This window comes from Acidobacteriota bacterium (assembly GCA_009861545.1).
In the GTDB taxonomy this organism is placed as follows: Bacteria; Acidobacteriota; Vicinamibacteria; order Vicinamibacterales; family UBA8438; genus WTFV01.
In genome coordinates, this window is sequence record VXME01000110.1 from 18705 (window position 1) to 44716 (window position 26012).

At 70.4% G+C, this 26012-nt stretch carries 23 protein-coding genes; 13 read left to right on the plus strand and 10 right to left on the minus strand.

The window, feature by feature from the left end; translation table 11 throughout:
• The first annotated feature begins 43 nt into the window (after positions 1 to 43).
• From rplU to F4X11_17855, 6 genes are read left to right on the plus strand one after another with little or no spacing between them, the layout of a single operon-like run.
• Positions 44 to 358 carry a 50S ribosomal protein L21 gene (rplU, locus tag F4X11_17830; GenBank protein ID MYN66864.1) on the plus strand — a complete coding sequence of 105 codons (315 nt, stop codon included), beginning with the start codon at positions 44 to 46 and terminating at the stop codon, positions 356 to 358.
• A gap of 14 nt (positions 359 to 372) precedes the next feature.
• Complete coding sequence (locus F4X11_17835; protein MYN66865.1) at positions 373 to 633, plus strand: 50S ribosomal protein L27; 261 nt, start codon at positions 373 to 375, stop codon at positions 631 to 633.
• Between the two features lie 50 nt (positions 634 to 683).
• Positions 684 to 1760 carry a GTPase ObgE gene (gene obgE / locus F4X11_17840; GenBank protein MYN66866.1) on the plus strand — a complete coding sequence of 359 codons (1077 nt, stop codon included), beginning with the start codon at positions 684 to 686 and terminating at the stop codon, positions 1758 to 1760.
• Positions 1757 to 2443 (plus strand): nicotinate (nicotinamide) nucleotide adenylyltransferase, encoded by a 687-nt coding sequence (gene nadD, locus F4X11_17845; GenBank protein MYN66867.1) that lies wholly within the window; start codon positions 1757 to 1759, stop codon positions 2441 to 2443. Before obgE ends, nadD begins: the two co-directional genes overlap by 4 nt.
• Complete coding sequence (gene rsfS, locus F4X11_17850) at positions 2440 to 2829, plus strand: ribosome silencing factor (protein MYN66868.1); 390 nt, start codon at positions 2440 to 2442, stop codon at positions 2827 to 2829. Before nadD ends, rsfS begins: the two co-directional genes overlap by 4 nt.
• Positions 2830 to 2855: 26 nt before the next feature.
• Complete coding sequence (locus F4X11_17855) at positions 2856 to 3692, plus strand: ComF family protein (protein MYN66869.1); 837 nt, start codon at positions 2856 to 2858, stop codon at positions 3690 to 3692.
• On the opposite strand, the gene tmk is transcribed toward F4X11_17855, so the two are convergent.
• Together tmk and lysA are read right to left on the minus strand one after the other, a co-directional pair.
• A complete protein-coding gene (gene tmk / locus F4X11_17860; GenBank protein ID MYN66870.1) occupies positions 3556 to 4143 on the minus strand; it encodes a dTMP kinase in 588 nt (195 codons plus the stop codon). The genes F4X11_17855 and tmk overlap by 137 nt on opposite strands.
• A gap of 45 nt (positions 4144 to 4188) precedes the next feature.
• Positions 4189 to 5430 (minus strand): diaminopimelate decarboxylase, encoded by a 1242-nt coding sequence (gene lysA / locus F4X11_17865; protein MYN66871.1) that lies wholly within the window; start codon positions 5428 to 5430, stop codon positions 4189 to 4191.
• 30 nt (positions 5431 to 5460) lie between these two features.
• Here lysA and F4X11_17870 point away from each other — a divergent pair, with 30 nt between their 5' ends.
• Genes F4X11_17870 through F4X11_17880 form a run of 3 tightly spaced genes read left to right on the plus strand, consistent with a single transcriptional unit; the run spans position 5461 to position 6847 of the window.
• On the plus strand, positions 5461 to 6186 hold the full coding sequence (locus F4X11_17870) for an RNA polymerase sigma factor (protein ID MYN66872.1): 726 nt from the start codon (positions 5461 to 5463) through the stop codon (positions 6184 to 6186).
• Positions 6183 to 6542 (plus strand): STAS domain-containing protein, encoded by a 360-nt coding sequence (locus F4X11_17875; GenBank protein MYN66873.1) that lies wholly within the window; start codon positions 6183 to 6185, stop codon positions 6540 to 6542. Before F4X11_17870 ends, F4X11_17875 begins: the two co-directional genes overlap by 4 nt.
• Entirely contained in the window at positions 6539 to 6847 is a 309-nt protein-coding gene (locus tag F4X11_17880) for a hypothetical protein (protein ID MYN66874.1), read from the plus strand. The genes F4X11_17875 and F4X11_17880 overlap by 4 nt, the downstream gene beginning before the upstream one ends.
• Positions 6848 to 6890: 43 nt before the next feature.
• Here the strand turns inward: F4X11_17880 and F4X11_17885 are convergent, their stop codons facing one another.
• The 7 genes from F4X11_17885 to F4X11_17915 form a co-directional block, all read right to left on the minus strand.
• Entirely contained in the window at positions 6891 to 7799 is a 909-nt protein-coding gene (locus F4X11_17885; GenBank protein ID MYN66875.1) for a UDP-3-O-acyl-N-acetylglucosamine deacetylase, read from the minus strand.
• Positions 7800 to 8080: 281 nt separating this feature from the next.
• Positions 8081 to 10924 (minus strand): excinuclease ABC subunit UvrA, encoded by a 2844-nt coding sequence (uvrA, locus tag F4X11_17890; GenBank protein ID MYN66876.1) that lies wholly within the window; start codon positions 10922 to 10924, stop codon positions 8081 to 8083.
• A gap of 54 nt (positions 10925 to 10978) precedes the next feature.
• Complete coding sequence (locus tag F4X11_17895; GenBank protein ID MYN66877.1) at positions 10979 to 12055, minus strand: gluconolaconase; 1077 nt, start codon at positions 12053 to 12055, stop codon at positions 10979 to 10981.
• 3 nt (positions 12056 to 12058) lie between these two features.
• Complete coding sequence (locus F4X11_17900; protein MYN66878.1) at positions 12059 to 12526, minus strand: HNH endonuclease; 468 nt, start codon at positions 12524 to 12526, stop codon at positions 12059 to 12061.
• Positions 12527 to 12704: 178 nt separating this feature from the next.
• Positions 12705 to 14195, minus strand: a complete 1491-nt coding sequence (locus F4X11_17905; protein ID MYN66879.1) for a M48 family metalloprotease — start codon at positions 14193 to 14195, stop codon at positions 12705 to 12707.
• A 121-nt stretch (positions 14196 to 14316) separates the two neighbouring features.
• Positions 14317 to 15339 carry a dihydrodipicolinate synthase family protein gene (locus F4X11_17910; protein ID MYN66880.1) on the minus strand — a complete coding sequence of 341 codons (1023 nt, stop codon included), beginning with the start codon at positions 15337 to 15339 and terminating at the stop codon, positions 14317 to 14319.
• Entirely contained in the window at positions 15340 to 17697 is a 2358-nt protein-coding gene (locus F4X11_17915) for a carbohydrate binding family 9 domain-containing protein (GenBank protein MYN66881.1), read from the minus strand.
• Positions 17698 to 17911: 214 nt separating this feature from the next.
• Here F4X11_17915 and xth point away from each other — a divergent pair, with 214 nt between their 5' ends.
• The 4 genes from xth to F4X11_17935 all read left to right on the plus strand — a co-directional run bounded on the left by xth (position 17912) and on the right by F4X11_17935 (position 24492).
• Positions 17912 to 18685 carry an exodeoxyribonuclease III gene (gene xth, locus F4X11_17920; protein ID MYN66882.1) on the plus strand — a complete coding sequence of 258 codons (774 nt, stop codon included), beginning with the start codon at positions 17912 to 17914 and terminating at the stop codon, positions 18683 to 18685.
• A 163-nt stretch (positions 18686 to 18848) separates the two neighbouring features.
• The gene (locus tag F4X11_17925) at positions 18849 to 19133 is read left to right on the plus strand and encodes a hypothetical protein (protein MYN66883.1); all 285 of its coding nucleotides are present in this window, start codon (positions 18849 to 18851) and stop codon (positions 19131 to 19133) included.
• Between the two features lie 168 nt (positions 19134 to 19301).
• On the plus strand, positions 19302 to 21671 hold the full coding sequence (locus F4X11_17930) for a TonB-dependent receptor (protein MYN66884.1): 2370 nt from the start codon (positions 19302 to 19304) through the stop codon (positions 21669 to 21671).
• 211 nt (positions 21672 to 21882) lie between these two features.
• On the plus strand, positions 21883 to 24492 hold the full coding sequence (locus F4X11_17935; GenBank protein ID MYN66885.1) for a hypothetical protein: 2610 nt from the start codon (positions 21883 to 21885) through the stop codon (positions 24490 to 24492).
• An 88-nt stretch (positions 24493 to 24580) separates the two neighbouring features.
• On the opposite strand, the gene F4X11_17940 is transcribed toward F4X11_17935, so the two are convergent.
• A complete protein-coding gene (locus F4X11_17940; GenBank protein ID MYN66886.1) occupies positions 24581 to 26011 on the minus strand; it encodes a DUF3526 domain-containing protein in 1431 nt (476 codons plus the stop codon).
• Position 26012: the final 1 nt, after the last annotated feature.

A 26012-nucleotide genomic window follows, 5' to 3' on the forward strand; every position in this document is an offset into this window, starting at 1 on the left:
TTCACCCGCGGAGGTACGCGCGGGGACTCGGAAGGGGTCGAACGTGTTCGCGATTATCGAGAGCGGCGGCCGGCAGGTGCGCGTCGAGGAGAACGCGCTCGTGACCGTCGACCGTCTGCACAAGGAGGTCGGGGACGAGGTCGTTTTCGATCGCGTTCTGTTCGTAGCCGGCGACGGAGGCTTCGCGGCCGGCGCGCCGTACGTCCCCAGCGCCACGGTGACCGGGGTGGTGGACGCTCTGGACCGGGGACCGAAGATTCGGGTGTTCCGGAAGCGGCGGCGGAAGGCGTGGCGCCGGACCCTCGGGCACCGGACCGCGCTGACCCGGGTGCGCATAACCGGCATCAACGGCGTGTAGATTCAGAGGCAACCATGGCACACAAGAAGGGCCAGGGCAGCTCGCGCAACGGACGCGACAGTCAGGCGCAGCGTCTCGGCGTCAAGCGTTTCGACGGCAATCTCGTGCCGGGAGGCGCCATCCTCGTGCGCCAACGGGGACGGCGGTTCCGACCCGGCCTCAACGTCGGCCTCGGCAAGGACGATACGTTGTTCGCCACCGCGGCGGGACGGGTCCGCTTCGAGGATCACGGATCGAGGGGCCGCACCATCAGTGTCCTGCCGCTCGAGGGATAGGGCGGCAGGGGCGGCCCGCTGACCGTTCTTCCAACCATCAGCCAGCCCGTATGTTCGTCGACGAAGTCGACCTGCATGTGGCGGCCGGAGACGGCGGCAACGGGTGCGTCAGCTTCCGCCGCGAGAAGTTCGTGCCGCGGGGCGGACCCGACGGCGGCGACGGGGGTCGCGGCGGTTCCGTCTACCTGCGAGCCACCACGCACCTGAACACGCTGGTCAAATTCACCTACCATCCGCTCTGCCGCGCCAAGCGCGGCGGCCACGGCGAAGGCGCGAACCGCACCGGTCGCGCGGGCCGCGACCTGTACCTGGACGTGCCGGTCGGCACCGTGGTCTACGGGGCGGACCATGACGAAGGCCTCGAGAAGCTGGCCGACCTGGCCGAGAACGGGCAGTCCTGGCTGGCCGCGCGGGGCGGTGACGGCGGGCGCGGCAACCGGCGTTTCACCACGTCGACCAACCGCGCGCCGCGGCGCTTCGAACCGGGACACCCCGGCGAGACCCGTACCTTCCGGTTGCGACTCAAGCTGCTGGCCGACGTCGGCCTCGTCGGCTACCCCAACGCCGGCAAGTCGACGCTGATCGCCCGGGTGTCGGCGGCGCGCCCGAAGATCGCGGACTACCCGTTCACGACGCTGTCTCCCAACCTGGGCGTCGTCCGCCTCGACGACGAGCGCAGCTTCGTGCTCGCGGACGTGCCGGGGCTCATCGCCGGCGCCCACGAGGGGCACGGCCTGGGCCATCGCTTCCTGAGTCACCTGGAGCGCACGAAGGTCCTGGTCCACGTGGTCGACGTGTCGTCGGCCAGCGGGCGCAACCCGGTGAGCGACTTCGACACGATCTGCGCCGAGCTGGCCCGTTTTCGAGGGGCTGACGGACTGCCGGCCGGCGCCGTCGCCGGGCTGTCGGGCAAGCCGCAGATCGCCGCCGCCAACAAGATGGACGCCGTCGACGAGCCCGAGCGCCTCGAGGGCCTGCGGCGGCACCTCGCGGCGCGCTCGGTGCCTCTCTACACCGTCTCGGCGGTGACCGGACACGGACTGCCGGCTCTCCTCGAGGCCATGTGGGCGGCGGTGCGAGAGCGCTCGGCCGATGAACCCGGTCGACCGCCGCAGGAGACGGCGTGACGAGCGGCGGGTCCCGCATCGGCTTGCTCGGCGGCACGTTCGACCCGGTGCACTACGGCCATCTCGACGCCGCGGACGCCGCGCGGCGGTCCCTCGCGCTCGCCGAGGTGGTGCTGGTGCCTTCACGCGTGCCGCCGCACAAGGCCTCGCCGACCCGCACCTCGGGATACCACCGCTTCGCGATGGCGGCGCTCGCGGCGGCCGAGCACCCGGGTCTGCGCGTCAGCGACCTGGAGCTGCGGTCGACCGAGCCGTCGTACACGTCGCTGACGCTGCAGCAGCTCGCACGGGTCGGGTACGCGCCCTCGCAACTCTTCTTCATCCTCGGCAGCGACGCGTTCGCAGAAATCGCACACTGGCACGACTTCCCGGGGATACTGGGTCGCAGCCACTTCGCCGTCGTCGCGCGAGCCGGAAGGCCCCTGGCGGATCTGCGCGGCCGGCTGCCGGCGCTGGCCGCTCGGATGCGGCGTCCCGCGGCCCGCTCCGACGCCGGAGCCGAAGCCGGCTCCACGTCGATCTGGCTCGTCGATGCGGAGACCCGCGACGTGTCGTCCTCGACCATCCGGCGCCGCCTGGCTGCCTCGGAGCCGACCGGCGACCTGCTGCCGGACGTCGTCGCCGCCTACATCTCCCGGCATCGACTCTACGACGCCACCCCGCGTGGCCGGTTGTTTGCATGACTACCAACGTGCTCGATCTCCCGGAGCCTCTCCCGCAGATCATCGACGCGATGGAGGACAAGAAGGCGCTCGACGTCGTCGTGCTGGATCTGCGCCGCAGCGGCGCCTTCACCGACTACTTCGTGGTCTGCTCCGGGCGCAGCACGCGGCAGGTACAGGCCATTGCCGATGCGGTCGGCCAGCGGCTGCGCGCGGTCGATGCGCGGCCGACCCACGTGGAGGGGTACGACCACGCCGAGTGGGTGCTGATGGACTGCTTCGACGTGATCGTCCACATCTTCACGCGGGACACGCGGGAGATCTACGACCTGGAACGCCTGTGGGGCAGCGCGACCCGTATCGAGATCCCGGTCCCGGGCGAAGGTCGGCCGGCCGGCGACGAATAGTCATTCGCCACGAAGCCAGGTGAGGAATGCGCGCGCTCGACGCGATCCTGGCGGTCGTCTGGGCGCCGCGTTGCGCGGCGTGCGACGATCCGCTCGACGCCCCGACCCGGGGAGTCGTCTGCGCGGCCTGCTGGCGCCGGCTTCCCGCCATCGCGGCGCCGGTCTGCGACCGTTGCGGCGTGCCGGTGGCAACGGGGGACACCCGGGCGGACGCGCGGTGCGCCGAATGCCGGAGAACCGGCGGTCCGCCGACCGAGCGCCGGGCCGTCGGGGTGCACGCGGGCACGCTGCGGGCCATCGTCCACGCGTTCAAGTACGACGGGCGGCGATCGCTCGCACGGCCCCTCGCGCAACGCATGCGGGAAGCCGGCGGCGACTGGCTGCGCGGCGCGGACATCGCGGTGCCGGTGCCGCTGCACGCCTTCAGACAGTGGCGGCGGGGATTCAATCAGGCGGCCGATCTCGCGGCGCACCTCGGCATACCGGTCGTCCAGGCGCTGCGGCGCACGCGCCACACCGGCCGGCAGGTCGAGCTGTCGCGTGCCGCACGGCTGGAGGCGCTCGGAGGCGCGTTCGCCCTCGCGCGCCGCGGCAGCCGGCGCACGGCCGCCGCGGCGATCCGCGGACGCTCCGTCGTGCTCGTCGACGACGTGATCACGACCGGTGCGACGGTGGACGCCTGCGCCGCGGTGCTCCGCGATGCGGGGGCGCGGCAGGTGCGGGCGCTCAGCGCAGCTCTGGCAGTCGCGGCTCGATCGCAGCCGCCATTTCCGCGGCCACGACATCCGGCGCCTGTTCGGCGTCGATGCGCACCCAGTCCGGCCGGGCGGCCTGACGCAGGTAGCTCTGCCGAACCCGCGTGAGCAACGCGAGGTCGCGTTCGTACTGATCGCGGCCGGTCTGCTTGCGGGCCGCGGTCGCGTCCGGCGCGGCATCGAGCAGGATGGTCAGCTCCGGCTGCGGAAGAGCCCCCTGGATGGAGGCCAGCCAGTCGGGATCGAGCCCTTGCCCTTCACCGTAGGCAATCCCGGACGCGATGTACCGGTCGAACAGCACGATCAGGCCGGCGGCGTGCCAGCGCTCGATGTCCGCCTTGCGCTCGAAGCGGTTCGCGACGTACAGCAACTGCATCGCTTCCGGACCGTAGTCCCGCTCGCCCTGCAGCGCCCTGGCGATCTCCTCGCCCAGGAAGCTGTCGTAGTCCGGGAAAGAGACGACCCGCGACTTGTACCCGGAGGCGCGGAGTCGATCCCGCAGGTGCTGCGCCTGTGTCGTCTTGCCGGTCTGGTCCAGCCCTTCAACCGCCACCAGCATCGTATTCGCCTCGCTCCCTCGGCGGCTCCGGTCCGCCTTGCACGGTCACGACTCGCAGGCCAGCAGGTCTTCCACCGTCTGGCGACGGCGGATCATCCGCCAGGCGCCGCCCTCCACCAGGGCCTCGGCCGGCAGGGCGCGGCGGTTGTAGTTGGATGCCATCGCCGACCCGTAGGCCCCCGCGTCGCGCACCAGGACCAGATCGCCGACCTCCGGCAGCGGCATCGACTGCCCGAGCCGGATCACGTCGGTCGTCTCGCAGATCGGCCCGACCACGTCGCACGTGACATCCGGCCCGGCGCGCTCGGTCAGCCGCTCCAGACGGTGCTCGGCGCCGTAGAGAGCCGGCCGCAGAAGCTCGCTCATGCCGGCATCGAGCACCACGAAGTAGCGTCCGGCGCGCCGGGGCTTCACGTCCACCACGGTTGCCACGAGCGCACCCGCCGGCCCGACGATCCAGCGGCCCGGCTCGACGAGCAGCGTCAGTCCCGTCGGCGCCACCGCCTCCACGAGCGTCCCGGCGTACTCCGCGACATCGAGCGCCGGACTCCCATCGTACGAGATCCCGAGCCCGCCGCCGAGATCGACGTGCTCGAGCGCGACGCCCGCGTCACGCAGATCCTGCGCGAAGCGCGCCATCGTCGAGGCGGTCCTCGCCACCGCGTCCAGGGTCGTCAACTGCGATCCCACGTGCGCATGCACGCCGACGAGGACGAGTCCGGGACGGCCCGCCGCATCGCGGCACACGGCGCCCGCGTCCTCGATCGGCACCCCGAACTTGTGCTCCGGACCGCCGGTCACGATGCCGGGATGGCTGTCGGCCTCGATGCCGGGATTGATCCGCACGGCCACCCGCGCCCGCACGCCGCGCGCGGTCGCGATTCGATCGATGCGGTCCACCTCGCCGGCCGATTCGGCGTTGATCGCGCCGACGCCGATGCACACCGCCTCCTCGAGCTCGGCCGCGGTCTTGCCCACGCCGGTGAAGACGATGTCCCGGGGATCCACGCCGGCCCGTCGCGCCACCGCCATCTCGCCGCCCGAGTTGGCGTCCACGGCGCTGCCCGCCGAGTGCAGCAGGCGCACGATGCCGAGCGTCGAGTTCGCCTTCAGCGCGTAGTGCACGCGATGGGGATACGCGCCGAGCGCGGCGTCCAGCGCGCGGTAGCGGTCGACGATGAGGGCCGCGCTGTAGACGTACAGGGGCGTCCCCTCGGCAGCCGCCAGGGCCGCCGGACTCACCCCGTCGCAGGTCACCGGGTGCGGTGAGAACGTGAATCCGGGCATGGGGAATCGTGACGACGCACGGCGCGGCGCATTGTACGCGGGGCCGGCGGCCCTGTCGAACCGGGCGGTCCGGAACGGCGGCGATTTGACCCGCCACGCGTGCCCGCGCGAAACTTACGGCTTGTGCCCACCGATCCGCTGGCCGGGCCGGCCGACTCCACCGACACCCTCATCGAGGCCTGTCTGCGGGGAGACCAGTCGGCGTGGGACGCCATCGTCCGCCGCTACCGCCGGAAGGTGTTCAACGTCGCGTACACGTTCGTGGGTCGCCACGACGAGGCCGAGGATCTGACGCAGGACATCTTTCTGAAGGTCTTCAAGGCGCTCGGCACGTTCGACCGCCGGGCCAACTTCACCACGTGGATCATCAGCGTCAGCCGCAACCTCTGCATCGATCACTACAGGCGCGTGCGAAAGGAACGCGAGGTCGTCGATCACCGCGTGGACGCGAGCGAGCTGACACCGGTGTCCGGAGGTCTCGACGCGTTCGCACGACTCGATCGCTTCGACCGGCGGGCGTTGCTGCGCGAGGCCCTCGCGGCGCTGCCGGAAACGCTCCGGGAAGCGGTCGCTTTGCGCGATCTGCAGGAACTGTCCTATCAGGAAATCGCCAGGCAACTCGGTCTTCCGGACGGCACGGTGAAGTCGCGAATCAACCGGGGACGCCACGAGCTGGCGCGCCAGGTGCTGCGGATCGAGAAGGCGCAGCGCGCGGACAACAGCCGGCGTGCGGGAGCAGCGGCGGCCACCCCATGAGCGGAGCAACGGGAATGAACTTGTCAAGCGAACGCGTCGGCAGAGCGGTTCTCGTCCGGGTGGGCGAGGCCAAACTGACGTACCAGATCCTCTCCAAGTTCGCGGACGCGGTGACGAAGCTGTTCGCGGCCGGCGAGAAACGCGTGATCATCGATCTGTCGCGGGTCGTGTACGTCGACAGCGCGACGATCGGCTGCCTGATGGACCTGTACCGCCAGGCCGACAAGCTCGGCGGCGCGATCAAGCTGGCAGGCGTGCAGAAGCGTGTCGAAACGATGCTGACCATGACGGGCGCGCACAATTTCATCGAGCTGCACGCGGACGAGGCCGGCGCCGCCAGCAGCTTTGGGGAATGAACATGCGCACGATCAAGACGACCTCAGGCACCGAAATCGGTCTGGACGGCGACCTGCTGGGGGTGCTCGAAACGCTGTATCGCGAACTCCATTCCCGTCACGGGCTCGACTACAGCTTCGAGGACACCATGCGCGAGATCCGGCACCTCATCGGCCAGATGGCGGAGACGGACCGCGAGACCTACCTGCTCGAGAGCCTCTTCCTGAACTCGGTGACCTACGAGAACGAGAAGCTGGGCGCCTACGTCCGTAAGCTCACGTCGGATACGGGGCCGCCGGTCGCGCACACGGCCGACCGTCCCTGACCGACCGCGGCCGCCAGTCCGGCACTCCGAATCGGAAGGACAGTCAGCGCGCCGGGACGGCGCCGGGACTGACCGCGGGGACGGGCTCCTCGGATGGCCCGGGCTGGAATTCGACGAGGCGCCACGCGTCGGTCTCTTCCAGTATCTTCCGGGCGAAACCGGCGTGGAGCGCGTGTCCGCCCCTGTGGGCGACCACGTGCCCGATGATCGGGTAACCGACGAGCGCCAGATCGCCGATCACGTCGAGAATCTTGTGGCGGACGAACTCGTCGTCGAAGCGCAGCGTGTTGTTCAGGAAGCCGGTCTCGCCGAGCACGATGGCGTTGTCGAGCGAGCCGCCGAGCGCGAGCCCCTTCTTGCGCAACTGCTCGACCTCCTTCAGGAAGCCGAACGTGCGCGCGGGCGCGATCTCCTCCTGGAACGTCTCCTCCGTCACGTGCTGGGTCCGCGACTGGTGCCGCAGCAGCGGATGATCGAAGCTGATGCTGTAGGTGACCTTGAAGTGATCGGAGGCGTAGACGGCAATCCGCTTGTTGCCGTTGGAGAGCGCGATGGGGCGGACGACCTTCAGGAATCGCCGGGCCGCCTTGAGCTTGCGCACGCCGGCCTCGTGCACGAGGTAGACGAAGGATGCGGCGCTGCCGTCCATGATCGGCACTTCCGCCTGATCCAGCTCGACGCTCACGTTGTCGATCCCGAGACCGACCAGCGCCGCCAGCAGATGCTCCACCGTGCCGACCGACGCCGCGTCCTGCGCCAGACCGGTGGCGTAGCTGATGCCCGCTATCCGGTCCGCCACCGCGGGTACTTCCAGACCGTCGAGGTCGAGACGTTTGAAGCGGATACCGTGATCGGGTGGGGCGGGCTTGAGTCGAAGGGTCACCTTCCGCCCCGAGTGGAGCCCGATACCGGTGCACGAAACCGACCGCCTAAGAGTCCGCTGGGTCGTCATTCCGAGCGACTGTGAGCCTCCCGCAACGCCTCGGTTCGGTCGTGCCTGGCCAGCCACTCGAAGCTGGCGACCCCGGCAGTGCCCGGCCGACCGATTGTCATCGGTCGACTCACAGATGGGCTCTTATACCACACACGACCACCGCCGGCTAGCATCTTCTGGGACTATCGGGTGCCGCTGCCGTCAACTTTAGCGGAAGTCGACCACCGGATACCAGTCGCGCCCTTCCCGCCTCCCGGATCCGGTCTCCACGCTCGAAGGGAGGACGACGGGCGGCCGGATCAGCGTCCGAGCAGCGGCCGGAGAAACGCGCCCGTCTCGGAACCGCCGTGCGCCGCCACTTCCTCCGGCGTGCCCTGAGCGACGATTCGCCCGCCGGCGTCGCCGCCCCCCGGGCCGAGGTCCAGAACGTGGTCGGCGGTCTTGATGACGTCGAGGTGATGCTCGATCACGACCACCGTGTTGCCCTGCCCCACGAGAAGATGAAGCACGTCGAGCAGGCGCCGCGTGTCTTCCAGGTGCAGCCCCGTCGTCGGCTCGTCCAGGATGTAGAGCGTCCGGCCGGTGCTCCGGCGCGACAGCTCCTTGGCCAGCTTCACCCGTTGCGCCTCGCCGCCGCTCAGCGTCGTGGCCGACTGCCCCAGCGTCACGTAGCCGAGGCCGACGTCCTGCAGCGAACGCAACTTCGCGGCGACCGACGGCACGTTCTCCAGAAGCGGAACGGCCTGATCCACCGTCAGCGCCAGCATGTCGGCGATGGAGATGCCGCGGTACCTGACCTCCAGGGTCTCCCGGTTGTAGCGGCGTCCCTTGCACTGCTCGCACGTCACGTAGACGTCCGGGAGAAAGTGCATCTCGATGGCGATCATTCCATCGCCCTGACAGGTCTCGCATCGCCCGCCCTTGACGTTGAACGAGAACCGTCCCGGCCGATAACCGCGGGCGCGCGACTCGGGGAGCATGGCGTAGAGCTCGCGGATGAACGTGAACAGGCCCGTGTAGGTGGCGGGGTTGGACCGCGGCGTGCGCCCGATCGGCGACTGATCGATCTGAATCACCTTGTCGATGGACTCGATGCCGTCGACCGCCGTGTGCGGGCCGGGATCGTCGCTCGCCCGGTAGAGGGCCCGCGCCAGCGTGCGATAGAGGATGTCGTTGACCAGCGTGGACTTGCCCGACCCGCTGACCCCGGTGACGGCGGTCAGCAGTCCCAGCGGCACCCCCGCGTCGATGTTCTTCAGATTGTTCGCCCGGGCGCCGCGGATCCGCAGTTCGCCGCCGAGCGCGCGACGACGGGTCGCCGGCACCGGGATCGTCCGCTCGCCTTTCAGGTACAAGGCCGTGAGCGATTCCCCGCCCGCCGTCTCCAGGACGCCGGACGGCCCCTGGAAGATCACGCGCCCCCCGTGCTCCCCCGCGCCCGGCCCGAGGTCCACCACGTAGTCCGCCGCGCGAATGGTCTCCTCGTCGTGCTCGACGACCACCACCGTGTTGCCCAGATCGCGGAGGCGCTCCAGCGTCGCCAGCAGCAACTGGTTGTCGCGCTGGTGCAACCCGATCGACGGTTCGTCGAGCACATACAGGACCCCGGTCAGGTTGGCCCCCACCTGCGTGGCGAGCCGGATACGCTGCGTCTCGCCCCCCGACAGCGTCGTCGCGCTCCGCGCCAGGGTCAGATAGCCGACGCCCACGTCGCACAGGAACCGCATCCGGTCGCGGATCTCGCGGAGGACACGCTCCGCCACCGGCGACTCCCGGTCGCTCAGCTCGAGCCCGTCGATCATCGCCAGCGCATCCGCCACGGACACGTCGACGTAGTCCGCCATCGTGCGGCCCTTCACCCGTACCGCGCAGCTCTCGGGCCGCAGCCGCCGGCCGCCGCACGCCGGGCACGGCTGCAGGGTCCGGTAGCTCTCCAGCGCCTCCTGCTGCGACCAGGCTCCCTCGTCGTAGCGGCGCCGCAGGTTGGGAATGATGCCCTCGAAGTCCTTGCCGAACGGATCGACCCGACCGGGTCCGGCACGCCGTCCCCGGGCGGACGCGGGCGCGCGGGGAGGCGTTGCGCCACCGTTCGGGCCGAAGAGCAACAGGTCGCGGTGGCGCCGCGGCAGCTTGCCGAACGGCACGTCGAGCTCGATGCCGAAGCAGCGCGACAACCGCGACAGCGCCCGCTTCACGAGCTGGCGGTCGCCGGCTGCCCAGGCCTCGATGGCGCCACCGGACAGCGTGACCGTTTCGTCGGGCACGATCCGGGCGGGATCGAAGTCCTCCACGGCGCCGAGCCCGTGGCAGGCGGGACACGCACCGTGCGGCGAGTTGAAGGAGAAGGCGCGCGGCGTCATCTCGGGGACGCTGATTCCGCAGTCGACGCAGGCCATCCGGCGCGAGAACAGCCTGTCGCCGCCGCCCAGCGTGTTGATGATGACGACGTCGTCGGCGAGGGTCAGTGCGTACTCGATGGACTCGGTGAGGCGCCGTTCGGCGCCGCGGCGCACGACGAGTCGGTCCACCACGACTTCGATCCAGTGGTTGCGGCGCCGATCCAGGCGGGTCTCCTCCTCGACGGCGCGCACCTCCCCGTCGATCCGGACGCGCGTCAGTCCGCGTTCCCGGATGGCGGCCAGCTCCTTCCGGAACTCGCCCTTGCGGCCGCGCACGATGGGCGCGAGGACGTTGACCCGCTCGGTCGCGGGCTCGACCATGATGGTCTCGACGATGCGCTCCACCGATTGCGACGTGATCACTTGCCCGCACGACGGACAGTGCGGCACCCCGATATTGGCGAACAGCAGGCGGAGATAGTCGTAGATCTCGGTGACGGTCCCCACCGTCGACCGCGGATTCGACCCGGTGGTGCGCTGCTCGATGGAGATGGCGGGCGACAGGCCGTCGATCTGATCGACATCCGGCTTTTCGACCTGCTCCAGGAACTGGCGGGCGTAGGCGGACAGCGACTCGACGTAGCGCCGCTGCCCTTCGGCGTAGAGGGTGTCGAACGCCAGCGACGACTTGCCCGAACCGGACAGGCCGGTCACGACGACCAGCCGGTTGCGCGGAATCCGGACGTCGATGTCCTTCAGATTGTGAACGCGGGCCCCGCGGATGTCGATCCAGTCGTGCGGCATGGCATCGTGAGCCCCCTTCGACGGAAACCCAAACCCGTCATGCTAGCACGCCGGTCAGGGAAGGCCCGGTTGCCCTATCGCCACGGCGCCGGGATCGAGTCGATACGCCGTGTCTCCGGACGCCACCACGACGCCGCCCGAGGGATCGAAGGCAACGCCGACGAGGCTCGTCGCAGCCAGCACCAGCGTGCGCGTCCCGTCGCCGTCGATCCGGTAGAGGCCGCTGGCGCCCGCGAGCGCTTCGACCACGTGGAGCACGCCCTGCGCGTCGAATGCGAGTCCCTGCGGCCGGCCGAAGCCCGACGAGACCGTCGCCACCGCGCCGGTGCGCTCGATGCGATAGACGCGATCGCAGGTCGCGAGCGTCGGGGCGGAGACGTACAGGCCGTCGTCGTGCCCCCAGGCGAGGTGAAAGGCGGCGACGCTGGGCGGAAGCGTCGCGAACGGCGTGGCCCGGCCGGTGGTCGCCACCCTGAAGACGGTACCGGACCGGTCGCCGACGTAGAGCGTACCGTCGGGACTGAAGGCCATTCCGCACGTCACGCCGAGGTCGCTCGCGAACACGTCGTACGAACCGTCCTCGGCGATGCAGTAGACGGAACCCTCGGAGCGGCTCGACACGTGCAGTCTGCCGTCCGGCGACAGGGCCATCGAGGTCGCGTTGACGATGCCGGTGACGAACGGCTCGCGGTAGCCGTCGGAGCGGACCCGGAAGATCGACACGGGCGACCGCTCTCCCCGGGGCCCGCTGTAGGTGACGAACAGGGTCCCGTCGCCGTCGATGACGGGATTGTCCACCTGGTGCACGCCGGTCGCCACCGGACGCCCCACCTCGAGGAACGCGGTCGCGCCGGACGCCCCGCCGACCCGCACCGGGGTCCGTCCCCCGTCGAGACCCGCCGGCACGGTGACCGAGACGGAACGCGGCGAGGCGGCGACGACGCGCGCGGTCGACGCGCCGATCCGGACCTCGGGCAGGAGAGCCTCCCCATCCCCGGATCCCAGGCCTTCCCCGCGAATGGTGATCCGTCCGCCCTCGACCGCCCACGGCGGCTGCACGGCGGTGATGCGTGGTTCGGGCACCCGTTCAGTACCCGCGGCGGAGAACGGTGGAGGCTGACGGGGCCCGATGCATCACGTCCGGTCGAGCTCGACGTTCCAGTACAGATAGTCGCGCCAGCTCGCCGGCGCTTCGCGCAGCCCGAAGGTGATGCGCACGACCGGCGACCGCGTGGGACGACAGGGCTGCCGGATGACGCGCATCCCGGCCTGGGCCGGCGTGCGCCCGCCCTTTCGGCGGTTGCACGGGATACAGGCCGTCACGATGTTCTCCCAGTCCTTGCGCCCGCCCTGCGAGACGGGCACGACGTGATCGAAGGTCAGCTCCGCGACCGGGAACTCCCACCCGCAGTACTGGCATCGGTGCTCGTCCCTGGCGTAGATGTTGGCGCGCGAGAACGGCACGTCGTCCAGCCGCCGGCTGATCGTAATGTAGCGCAGGAGGCGAATCACGGAGGGCAGCCGAAAAGTCACCGACACCGAGTGGATCTCGCGGTCGTACTCGGAAACGACCTCCACCTTGCCCTGACACAGCAGGGTCATCGCCTTGCGCCAGTCGACCACCTTCAGCGGCTCGTACGTCGCGTTCAGCAGCAAGGTCTGCTCCACGGCCCCCCCCGGAATGCTGCGCCATTCTCGCCGACGCCCAACCCGGTGTCAACCGAACCGCCATGTAACACGTTGCGCACACGAGAGTTACCTCACCGGACGCGCAATGCCGTCAAGCGCCCGGCCGCACGACCTTGACGACGTCCCCGGGCAACGGCTGCTCGTTCACCGGATAGCCGTTCATGATCGCGAGCGTGGCGGCCGAGACAATCTCGTCTCCGACCCGCTGCGCGATGCGCTGCCACGTGTCCCCGTCCTGCACGTGGTAGAGGGCGAGCCGATTGGGCCGGATCCTCTCCGCCTCGTCGCGGCTGATCTGCCGAAACGAATGAATGCTGTCGTGCGCATCGCGCTCGATGAGCCGGAAGCCGTCCGCGTCGGCGAAGGCGCCGAACAGGTACACCGAAGAGCCGGAACGTATGAACGCGACCCGCGCGATCATGGGGCCCACCCCGCGGACGTCCTGCGTGTAGGTGCCGATGTAGGCGTCGAGGCCGTTGATCCGGGTCGTCGTCGCCTGCACCTCGACGAAGCCGGCGCCGCGCATCTCGCGCTCGGCGAACCGCTGGAGGTCGTAGCCCGTTTCCTGCGCGATCTGCAGCAGCATGTACCGCTCCTGCCCGGGCTCGCGCGCGATGACCATCTCGGCGCCGTTGTGCACCTCCCAGCCGGGGGGAAACGCAAGCGCGAAGCGGAGGGCCGGGTGCAGGAACTCCCGGCCGCGGACGACGCCCTGCTCGGGGTTGTCGCCATAGACGATGCCGTCCACGCGGGCCAGGTACCCCGCGCGGTCGACGCGAAGCGCGGACAGGTCGCTCGTGTCCGCAAGCAGGGTCTCGACGGTGCCGGCAACGCCGGCGACGCGGTCGGCCGGCTCCGGATGGGTGGCGAGCCAGTTGGGGGTCCCTCGGCGGTCGGTCGTGTCCGCGATACGCCCCAGCGTCGTCAGCATGTCTCCGACGCCGTGCGGGTCCCAGCCGGAGGCGACGGCGTACTCGGCGCCGAGACGATCCGCCTGCCGTTCGTCGTCGCGCCCGAATTTCAGGAACAGCAACCCCAGTCCCTGCCCCGCGGCGTCGCCGACTCCGGGTGCTCCGTACCGGGGACGCATGGCCGGAACGAAGATCTGACCGAGAAGCAACCCCATCTGGGCCCCGGCGGCGCGGCTGTACGCCTGCACCGAGTGGCGGGCCGTCACGTGGCCGATCTCGTGGCCGAGCACGCCGGCCAGCTCCGCCTCGTCGTTCAGGTACGCCAGCAGGCCGCGCGTCAGATAGATGTAACCGCCCGGCACGGCGAACGCGTTCACGACCGGCGAATCGATGACCGCGAACTGCCACGGCAGGTCCGGGCGATGCGATACCGCGGCCAGCTCGTTGCCCACCCTCGCGATGTACTCCTGCAGCGCCGCATCTTCATAGACGCCCATCTCGCTGCGGATCTGCGCGTCGGCCGAGCGGCCCAGATCGGCCTCCTGCGACTCGCTCATGAAGACGAGCTCGCGGCTCCCGGTGACCGGGTTCGTGGCGCAGGCCGCGGCCACACCCGCGAGCAGAACCGCGGCGAGCAGCCGTCCGGCGCGTGACTGAAGCAGATAAGCCATGCCGTCCACCTCCGCGAGGCGTGGAAATCGGGAGCGGTGCCCGAGCTCCGGACCGCGCACCGTCCTTCGCACCAGCGTACCACGGGCGGCCGGGACCCGGCGGCGGACCGCGGCGCCGGGATCAGGCTACCGGCACGCGCAGGTGGTCCAGCGCCCGGCGGATCTCCCCGGTCGCGCCCTCGCTCGCAGGGCGGAGCGGGGGGCAGGGATCGCCGCCGGTGAAACCGAGCAGCGAGACGGCCGCCTTGAGGCCCGGCACGCCGTACCTCGACGTCACCAGGCCCGCGAGCGGCGTCAGGCGACGCTGGAGATCGCGCGCCTCGTCGAGACGGCCGGCACGGACCAGGTCGTACAGGTCGACGCACAGGTCGGGCACGACCGAGGCGAGAGCCAGAATCCCGCCGGCGGCGCCCACCAGCAGGCTGGCATAGAACACCGGCGCCGACCCCGCCATGACCGCGAAGTCGTCGGGCGTGCCGTCGATGAGCGCGGTCAGGAACTTGAGGTCGCTTCCCGACTCCTTCATGCCGACGATGTTGGGGTGCTCGGCCAGCCTCGCGACCGCGTCCACGCCCAGCGTGACGCCGGTCAGCGCCGTGTAGTTGTAGAGCACCACCGAAACCGGCGACGCGTCCGCCACCGCCGTGTAGTGCGCCACGAACGCGTCGGACGTCAGCAGCGGCTTGAAGTACGAAGGGGTTCGGACCAGCACCGCGTCGGCCCCCAAGTCGGCCGCGCGCCGCGAGGCGCCGATGGCGGCGGCGGTCGACTCGCGTCCGGTGCCGGCGAGGCAGAGCCGGCCGCTCGGCACCGCGTCGCGCGCGGCCGCGATCGCCGCGTCCGATTCCGCTTCGTCGATCAGGGGCGCCTCGCCGTTCGAGCCGAGCACCACGACGCCGCGGATGCGGGTCGCCATCCAGCGCTCGACGTTCGACGCCATCGCCGCGACGTCGACCCGGCCGTCCTTGAAGGGGGTTGGAATGGGCGGAAACACGCCATCTATATGCACGGATGGTGTTGTAGCCGCGCCGCCGCACGGTGTCAAGCGCAGCGCAGGAGTCTCGCGCCAGCGAAACTCCCAACGCGACCGCCGCGCAGGAGTTTCGCGCCAGCGAAACTCCCAACGCGACCGCAGGTCGCGCAGTCAGCGCAGGATGTCGAACAGGTAGCTGTATTTCACCGTCAGGCTGCGGCCGGACCGGATGATGAAGTCGCCGCGCTCGAGGCCCAGCGGCTGGATGTCGTTGTACACGACGAACAGCCCGGTGTTGGCGTCCGACAGCAGGCCGAACCGCAGGTTCGACGACCAGAGGTTGGCCCGGTCGTTGTACTGCACGAGCGCCTGGAAGAACATGCGGGTGGAGAACGAATAGGACGTCCGCAGGCGGATCAGGTTGGTCGTGAAGTGCCCGAGCGGCAGGTCCAGGTCGTTGTAGCTCCACTCGAGCAACGCGTTGAAGGTCTCGCCGGCGCGCGCGGCGATGGACGGGGTGATGGTGACGCGCTGGCCGCCGAACAGGCCGCCGATGATGGCGTTGAAGTTGCCGCTCACCGGCGCGCCGAGGTTCGTGTTCCCGGCGATCTGCGCCTCGCTGTGATCGTACCGCCCAGGCGGCACGATGACCCCCGGGAAGATCTCGAACGGCTCGAAGACCCCTTCCCGGGTGACGTTCACGCCGGTGTGGATCTCGTAGCCGTTGCGCCACTCGATGTGGTTGTCGATGTGGGTGAACTGCGTCTCCTGCCAACCGGTGTGGAAGTCGAAGATGGTGAAGTGGGAGATGTGGGGACGGAACTCGTGGACGCCCCAGAAGTCGTCGGGCCGCAGGGTGGAGAACACGCTGCCGTTCATCCGGCGGTAGCTCCGCCGGGCGAGGAACCCGACCTCGGGGTTGAATTCGGGCGCGACCTCCGTATAGCCGAGACTCAGGCGCAGGGTCTGCGACTGGTGCTGCGCGCTGAAGGCGTAGGCGTGGTTGTCGTCCCCCGGCCGCCCGGGGCTGTCGGTCTGCGAGACGAATCCGGCGAGGGTGCCGCCCTCGCCGATGCCCCAGCGCCCGTCGAGCGCGTAGGCCCGGTTGTAGTCCTGATCCCCCGCCAGCGCCCCGCTCGCCTGGCGGTTGACGAACATCGCGCCGACGTTGGAACGGTTCGCCATATCCTGGCGGACGCGGCCCACCGTGAAGTTCTGCTGCGGCGTGCCGGTCGAGTCGACGGCGCCGGTCTGCATGTTCAGGAAGCCGACGTTGGTGTTGTTCCCGACCCTGCCGGAGAGCCGTCCGCCGCCGAGAATGGGAATCTGCTCGCCGCTCTCGCCGAGGCCGATGCGCCGGCTGAAGAAAATGTCGACGGCCCCGGACTGGCCCACCGAGAACAGCCCCGCGTTCTCCAGGAAGAAGGGCCGCTTCTCGGGAAAGAACAGCGTGAACCGGTCGAGGTTGACCTGCTCGTCGTCCACCTCCACCTGCGCGAAGTCCGTGTTGATGGTGGCGTCGAGGGTCATGCTCGGCGTGATGCTGTACTTCAGATCGCCGCCGACGGCGCCGGTGCGGTCGGTGCGCCGCACCTCGCTGCTGTAGGCCGCGTCTCCGAGGAGGTACGGCATCAACTGCAGGTTCCGCTGGGCCGGAACGCTGAGGCCCTGGAGCTCGCCGGCCAACGTCAGGCGGTTGAGGGTGAACTGCCGCGGCAACGGCGACCAGTACGCCTGCTCGTTGTTGAAGCGGATGTTGCGCTGGAAGTTCATGCCCCAGGTCTGCACGTCGGCGGGCGGATAGCGCAGCGTGCGGAACGGGATGGCGATCTCGGCCGTCCAGCCGACGTCGGTGATGCTCGTGGCCACTTGCCACGCGCCGTCCCAGTTCACGTTCAGGCCGCCGCCCGATCCGCGCTGCTGCCGGCTGTTGCTCGGCCGTCCGCTCCCGCCGCCGCCGAAACGGCCGCTCCCCTGCCCCTCGTTCGTCAGTTGCCCGTCGTACTCGACGCCGGCCGGATTGGTCCCGAAGACGAAGCCGTTGAGGCCGTCGTGGTAGGTGTCGAGGATGAGCCGGAAGCTGTCGGTCTCGGTCAGGTCGGAGTCGCGGCGGCTGTCGGCCACGATGATCGTGGACGGGTCGTCCGTATAGCAGACGACGCCGAAATACAGCGTGTCCTCCGTGTAGACGATGCGTACCTCGGTCCGCTCCGAGGCGGGCCGCCCCTCGAAGGGACGGCTCTGCACGAAGCCGGTCGCCAGCCGCGCGTCCCCGTAGGCCGGGTCGGCCAGTACATCGCCGTCGACCGCCGGCGCCTCCCCGACGCGCAGCGCGAACGCGATCGGGGCGCCGGTCGCGGTGAGTGCGCGGGCCTCGAGGGCGGAGAACGTCTGCGCGCCGGCCTCCGCCGGCTCGCCGCCGCCGTTGCCGCTGGTAGACTGCCCGGCCGCCCCCAGCGGCAGCCCGGCGGCCAGAATCACGACGGCGATGGAGCGGCCGATGCGGAGCCGGTGCTGGTGATTGCTCATGAGCTGCGTGCCTTGGACGACACGTCGATTCTAGCCGTCTTTCGACGGCTTCCGGAGCCGGACCGTTTACCCCTGCCCGTTCCCTGCGCCGTCGGACGTTGCCAATCCGACCTCGCCGGCCACCGCCCGGAGCGTCCGCATCGCCTTGACCGGGCCTCCACGTTCCGCGCAACATCGTGGTCCTCGACGTGGAGCCGGATCGAATCGTGACGCCATGCGCATCGTGAGCTGGAACGTCAACGGCCTGCGGGCCTGCGCCCGGAAGGGCTTCCTCCGCTTCCTGGAAGACGCCGAGGCCGATGTCGTCGGGATCCAGGAGGTGCGCGCCTTCGAGCACCAGCTCGAGCCGGCGGTGCGCGCGCCGCTCGGCTGGCATGCGACCTTCTCTCCTGCCGAGCGGGCCGGCTACAGCGGGGTCGCGATCTACTCCCGCAAGCCGCCCGACCGCGTCGAGACGTCCCTCGACGAACCGCGTTTCGACGCCGAGGGCCGCCTGGCCATCGCCCGCTTCGGGCGACTCTGCGTGGCGTCGGTCTACTTCCCCAAGGGCAGCGGGAGAGACCGCGACAACCGTCGCGTGCCCTACAAGCTCGACTTCTACGCGGCGCTCTTCGAACGCCTGCAGGCGCTACGGCGCCGCGGGCCGGTGTTCGTCGTCGGCGACTACAACACGGCGCGCGCGCCGATCGATCTCGCACGGCCCGCCGCCAACACGAAGACCAGCGGCTTCCTGCCGGAGGAGCGGGCGGAGCTGACGCGCTGGGTCGACGCGGGCTGGGTGGACACGTTCCGCGCCCTCCATCCCGGCGAGGCGGGCCACTACACGTGGTGGCGGCAGTGGGGCGGCGCCCGCGAGAACAACGTCGGATGGCGCATCGACTACGTGCTGGCGTCGCCGTCCGCGGCGCGGCGGGTGACCAGCGCCTTCATCTGGCCCGCGGTGACCGGATCCGATCATTGCCCGGTCGGCGTCGATCTGACGCCCTGACCACGAGGCAGCCCCGCAATCGGACGCGCCCGAGACGCCCGCCGCCGCGGCCCCTGTTGCCCGCCCGAGTTCAGGCAAACTTCAGAAATCGCCGACCGGCTGCCTCTTGCGGCTTCCGCGCGGTCTCCGCTATGGTCGAAGCTCGATGATCACAGGAGGACCCATGCACGCAGGGCTCGCGCGACGCAGCCTTGGCCGGCGCATCCGGATCGCCGTTCTGGCGATGGCGCTGGTCGGTGCTGCATCCACCGCGACCGCCCGGCACGAGGAGCACGCAGCCGACCAGGACTGCGCGGTCTGCCAGTTCCGACACCAGCCCGCCGCACTCTCCGAGTCCGTGCAAGTCGGGTTCGCGGACGTCCCGAAGCCGTTCGAGCCGGCTCCCGCCGCCGCATGGATCGCATCCGGCCACACCCGCCGTCTCCCGGCCCGCGCCCCACCCGCCTGATTCCCGTCAACGCCGCAACCGTCGGGCGCGCAGCCATCGCCGCCGAGCCGGCGAGCCCGAGGTACATGTACGTGCGTCGCGGCGTGAGCGCCCTGCAATCCGACGCCGTTCAGGACGACGACGGCGTTCGGAACGTCTCCCGAGCAGTGCAGGGGGGCGAGCGCGGGCATGGCGTTTCACGCCACCGCGCCGCACAGGGTAGACGAAACCGTTGAGAACTTGGGGAGGGAAACGATGTACCGATTGATTGCGACATGTCTCGTGGGAACCGTGGCCGCGGCCGCCCTGGCCGGTACGACGGCCTCGGCCCAGGAGGCCGGCGCCGTACGCGGTACGGTGACGTTGGAAGAGAACGGGGAGCCCGTCCACGGCGCGGTGATCCTCGTGGTCGGCTCGGGCGCGTTCGCGCTGACCGACGAACAGGGAATGTTCGAGATCGACAACATACCCGCGGGCTCGTACGACGTCCTCGCGCAACGCGAGCACCTGACGGCGGGGCGGCAGTCGGTGACTGTCGACCCCGATGGGCCGGCGACGGTGGACTTCGTGCTCGGGCTCTCCCCGGTCCACGAGGACGTGACCGTCACCGCCTCGGTGGGCGGCACCGAGACGACATTCGAAGCCTTCAACGCCGTCACCACGATGGACTCGTTCGACATCACCAGGGAGTCGGCCGGCAGCCTCGGCGACGCGCTCCGGAACGAGCCGGGGATCGCCAGCCGCAGCTTCGGCCCCGGGTCGAGCCGGCCGATCATCCGCGGCTTCGACGGCGACCGCGTGCTCATTCTCGATGACGGGCTCCGCACGGGCGACCTTTCCAGCCAGTCGGGCGATCACGGCGTGACGATCGACCCGAACGGCGCCGAGCGCATCGAGATCGTGCGGGGACCGGCGACCCTGCTCTACGGGTCGAACGCGGTCGGCGGCCTCGTCAACATCATCACCCCGCACGAGAGCTACCGCGAGTCGCTCTTCGAGGGCGCGCGGGCGCAGTTCGGCACCAACGTGGGCAGCGCGAACGCCGAGGCGGGCACCACCGCCAGCCTGCAGTACTCGCAGAACAACGTGCTCGTCTGGGGCGGCGGAAGCATGCGGCGCACGGATGACTACGCCACGCCCGAGGGAGCCGTCGAGAATTCCGCCTCCGAGCTGACGAACGCGCGGGCCGGCCTCGGCTGGTTCGGCGACCGGGCCTTCGCCAGCGGCGGGCTCACGCTGGAGGACGGCCGCTACGGGGTGCCGTTCGCGGACGAGTTTCACCAGGCGCACGGCGTACACGCAGGGGAAGGTCCCAGGGAGACGGCGATCGACCTCGCGTCGCGCCGCCGCGTCGGGCGCTTCGACATGGGCCTCCGCAACCTCGCCAACACCTTCATCGAGGGAGTGCGCGTGGCCCTGAACGTGATCGACTGGAAACACGACGAGCTGGAGATCGAGGACGGCGTCGAGCGCATCGGCACCCGGTTCACGAACCGGACCTACATCATGCGGGCCGACGTCGATCAGCGGCAGACCGAGCGGCTCTCGGGCAGGTTCGGGGCCTGGGCCCAGCTCCGCGATTTCGAGGCGGTGGGCGTCGAGGCGCTCGCGCCCCGGACCGACCAGACATCCTTCGCCGCGTTCGCCTACGAAGAGGTCGACTTCCAACGTACCCGGCTGCAGTTCGGCGGGCGCGTCGAGCAGAACGATTACCGGACCGCGGGCCGCATGGTTCCCGACGCCCCCGGCGACGACCACGGTCACTCCCATGGTCTCGAAGTGCCCGACGCGCCCGATCGGCAGTTCCTCGGCGCGTCAGCCTCGGTGGGCCTGCACACCGACGTCGGCGCCGGCAGCGCTTTCGTCGCCAACCTCACCCACTCGCACCGCGCGCCGGCGCTCGAGGAGCTCTACAATTTCGGTCCGCACGTCGGCAACCTCGCCTTCGAGATAGGCAACCCGACGCTCGACGCCGAGACGACGCTCGGCGTCGACGTGAGCTTCCGCCACCAGGCCGGCCGCGTGCGCAGCAACCTGAACGCCTACGTCTACTCCATCGACAACTTCATCTTCGGCGACCGCACGGGCGAGGTGGAGGACAACCTGCCGGTCTGGTACTTCATCCAGGGCGACAGCCGCTTCGTCGGCTTCGACGCCAAGAGCAGCGTGCGATTGGGTGGGAACGCCTGGGCGACGCTCGGCATCGGCTACGTCGATGCGGACCTGACCACGACCGGCGAGCCGCTGCCGCGCATCCCACCGTTGCGCGGGACCGTGAGCCTCGACGTCCCGTACGGCGGATTCACGTTCGGTCCGCAACTGGAATTCGCGGGGCAGCAGGCCAACGTGTTCCGGGACGAGACGGAGACGAACGGCTACTCCATCGTCAACCTGCGAGCGTCCTACGTCTGGCCGCGGCAGCACACGGCGCACATCCTGTCGTTCACCGGCTACAACCTGACGAACGAGCTCTATCGCAACCACACCTCGTTCATCAAGGATCTGGCCCCCGAGATGGGCCGCGGGGTCCGGGTGAACTACTCGGTGCGGTTCTTCTAGGACCTTGCACCGCAGAACGCAGCGAAGCGAAGTGCTGAGGCGCAAGGTCATGAAGCGGGGGGGATGGGCCGAAACGCCGAGCCTGCGAGGCGTTTCGGGGCGCTAGGAGGCCCGGTTAACCGAGGGACGGGTCGTCTTCGGCCCGTCCAGGCGCTCGGCCGCTCGCCGGACTCCCTCCCCCGGCGGGCGGCCGGCGCTGTATCTTCAGTCGATGCCCGCTCCGTCCCGGCAATCGAGCCCCGCTCTGCACCGGGCCCCGCTGTTCGCCCTCGTCTTCCTGTCCGGGGCGGCGAGCCTCGTCTACGAGGTGCTCTGGCTCAAGGAGCTGGGCCTGCTCTTCGGGAGTACCGCCTACGCCGCCTCCACCACGCTGGCCGTCTTCTTCCTCGGTCTGGCGGTCGGCGGGGCCGTGTTCGGCCGCTGGTCGCCGCGCCTGCGATCGCCGCTGCGCGCCTACGCCTGGATCGAGCTGGGGATCACGGTATCGGCCGCGGTCTATTTTGTCCTGCTCGAGATCTACTTCCAGCTCTACGGTCCGCTGTACGACGCACTGAGCGACCGCCCCGCGGCCTTCAACGCAGCCAGGACCGCCCTGGCGATGCTGGCGCTACTGCCGCCGGCCGCCCTGATGGGCGGCACCATCCCGGTTCTGGGTCAGCACCTCGTGCGGCGTCCGGACGAGCTGGGGCGCATCGGGTCGTTCCTGTACGCGGTGAACACGCTCGGCGCGGCCACCGGCGCGTTCCTGGCCGGGTTCGTGCTGCCGCTCGCGCTCGGCTTCGACCGGGCGTATCTGCTGGCCATGGCCGTCAACCTCGCGGTCGCCGGTCTCGCCTGGCGGCTGGCCGGAGCCGCCGAGGCGCACGGCGCGCCCGCCCCGGAGCCGCCGGCCGACCACCAGCGTTCGCAACGGCCGGGGAAGGCCCCCGGCAGACGGCCGGCGGTTCCCGCCGCCGACACGGCCTGCCCCGCGTGGCTTCTGGCCACCGTCGCCTGCCTGTCGGGTGCGTTCGCGCTCGGGCTCGAGGTGCTCTGGACGCGGATGTTCGCGCAGGTTCTGCAGAACTCGGTCTACACCTTCTCGATCATCCTGGTGGTGTTCCTGGCCGCGCTCGCGACCGGTTCGGCGATCGCGAACCGCCTCTGCCGGGTACGGGCGGCGCCGGCGCAGGTCCTGTGGCTGCTGCTGACGCTGTCGGGCCTGGGCGTGGCCGTCATTCCGTTCGGGTTCCACGATCTGACCGGCGGCCTCGGCACGCTCGTGACCGGCGACGGATGGCTGCTGTACGTCTTCTCGATCTTCGCCAACACGGCGCTGCTGCTGTTCGTCCCGGCGGCTCTGCTCGGCAGCGCGTTCCCGTACCTGCTGCGCGCGGCGGAGGGTTCGCGCGCCGAACCGGGCGCCATCATCGGGAGACTCAATGCCCTGAACACCGGCGGCGCCGTGGTCGGGTCGCTGGCCGCCGGATTCGTCCTGCTCGGGAGCATCGGACTGTGGAACAGCATGCGGCTGTTCGCCTTCGGCTACCTCGTCCTGGCGCTGGCGGCCTGCTGGAACGGCTGGCGGACGCTCGGCGCGCGGCTCCTGCCGGCGGCGGCCACGATCGGCGCCGTGGTGCTGCTCGGCACGCTGGTCGACGCCTCACGCCTGCCGGTCGTCAACGTCAACACGGATCGCGGCGAACGGCTGATCGAGACATGGGAGGGCCCCGACGGCGTCGTCGCCGTCGTCGAGCGTCCCGGGAACCGGCGCATCAAGGTGAACAACTTCTACACGCTCGGCGGCACGGCCTCCATGGAGCACGAGCAGAACCAGGCCCTGCTGCCGCTGATGACGCACCCGCGGCCGCGCGCGGTCTTCATGCTGGGCCTGGGCACCGGCATCACCGCGGGAGCGGCCCTCCGGCATCCCGTCGAGCGGCTGCTGGTCTGCGAGATAGCCGCCGACGTGATCGCGGCCTCCGCGGCCTGGTTCGACGTCCCGAGCGGCGGCCTCTTCAACGACCCGCGTGCGACGGTCCGCGCCTGCGACGCCCGCAATCACCTGCTGGGCACGACCGAGCGCTTCGACGCGATCATCGCCGACCTGTTCGTCCCGTGGCGGGCCGGCGTCGGGAACCTCTACAGCCGCGAGCACTTCCAGGCCTCCCGCGAGCGCCTCGCGCCGGGCGGCCTGTTCGTCCAGTGGCTGCCGCTGTACCAGTTGTCGCGGAGCGAGTTCGAGGTGGTCGCCCGCACCATGCTCACCGTCTTCGAGCAGGTCACGGTCTGGCGCGGCAGCTTTGCGGCGGAGCGGCCGGTCCTGGCGCTGATCGGCGCCTCCGGGCCGACCCTGCTCGACCCGGACGTGATCGACCTCAACGGGCAGTACCTGAGCGGCGGCCGCGAGTTGCCCCCGTCCACCTCGCTCGCGGTAACGCTCCCCTTCTATGCGGGGAACCTGTCGGCGGCCGACGGACTGATTCCGTCCGGGCCGATCAACACCGACGACCGGCCGCTCGTGGAGTACCTGACGCCCGTGACGCAACGGGAAGAGCGCACCGGGGCGACCGAGTGGTTCAACTCCGCCGAGCTGGGCGCCTTCCTCCGGCGCCTCCACCAGCTCGTGCCGCCGGAGCGCGACCCGCACCTGAGCTTGCTGACCGCCGCGCAGCGCGACTTCGTCGTGGCCGGGCTCCGCTACCACGAAGGCGCGGTCGCCAGCCTGCTCGGACGGGAAGCCGACGCCGACGCGCATTTCGGCGAGTTCGCGCGGCGCATCCCCATCGAGTTCCGCCCGTCGATCGAGGAGGACGACGCGTCCGTGGACATCGTCCCGTAGCGCCCCCGGGGCGCCCGCTCCGCGCGCGACGGCGCAGTTGCGGCAGCGCAGACGCCCCGTTCGACCAATCCCGTTCGCCGCCTCGGTGTCAGTCGGCTCCCCGCACCCGCCCGAGGCCGGCCCCGGCGCCGGCGATCACCAGGACGACCAGTCCGCCGAGAACGGTCAGCGGAACCGCTGCCCGCCCGGCGACCTCCGCGGGTTCCTCGTCCACGAACCGGAACGCCGGCACGTCGGGCAGGACGTCGGCGGTCATCTGCTCGCTGGCGAGGATCGCCGGCACGAAGAACTGCCGCCACTCTTCGGCGAAAGCGCGCACCTGCAACTGGAACCGGGCGAAGCGCGCGTCTCCCGTCCCCGCCGCGTCGATGAGCACCTCCTGGGCCAGCAGCGCCGGCGACAGGAAGCGGTAGCGGCGGACCAGGGCCAACTGGTCGGCGCGGCTGGCGTCGTGCACCGCCGACACCTCCTCCAGGCGCGTGTTCACGGCGTCGGTGGCGGCCCAGGCGAGCGCGCCCAGGCCGGGCTCGTCGGCCACCACGCCACTGGCCATCTCCGGATGGTCTTCCAGGTAGCGGGCGAGCAGCTCGCTGCGGCGGCTCACGGCCTCGTTCGAGGCCTCGCGCTGGGCGGTGATCATCTCCACGCGCGACGGCAACGGGTGCAGCATGCCGGCCGCGATGTTCACGGCAGCCGGCAGCACCACCACCAGCACGAGCCACGCGCCCACCAGGACCGTGGCGTTCCAGGCGGAGGACCGCCGCAGGCTGTTCACCCACGCCGCGAGCGCGAACCAGAACAGCGCGTACAGGACCACCGTGGCGCACCACAGGACCACCCGGCCGGCCGAGCCGAAGCCGCCGGTGGCCAGGATGCCGAGCAGCGAGACCCCCGCGGCGAGACCGACCACGAGCAACGCCCGGAACGCCAGCTTCGCGCCCACCACGTCGCGGGCCGACACGGGCTGCGACAGCGTCAGGGCCAGCGTCCCCTGCTCACGCTCCTCCGAGAGGACGTTGAAGCTGAGGGCCAGCACGAGCAGCGGCAGCAGGTACACCGTCACGAAGGCCAGGTCGAATCGGCCCACCAGGAGGTTGAGGGGGTTCTCCACTTCGCCGTTCTGCTGGAAGGTCGATTCGTTGGTGTAGATGCTGACGTCGTAGTGGTACGGCAGCAGGTCGCTCTGCCCGACCGCCAGCGCGGCCAGGGGGCCCGGCTCCAGCACCGCGGCGTGCGCGCCGCGGGCGCCGCCGAGGACGTTGGGGGCGCGGGGGTCGCGGAAGGGCGAGGATGGCTGTCCGCCGTTCGCGATGTCGGTCAGCTCCTGCTCGAGGGCGCTCACGCGCTCGGCGCTCCCGGTCCGCGCGGCCTCCACCGTCCGCTCCTGGAAGCGCTCCCAGGCCATGCCGTTGGCCAGCGCGTAGAGGAAGAGGACGGCGAAGACCGCGAGCACGATCCGCAGCGCCGGGTCCGCCGCCAGCAGGCGCCACTCGTTCCGCAGGACGGTACGCAGGGCCACG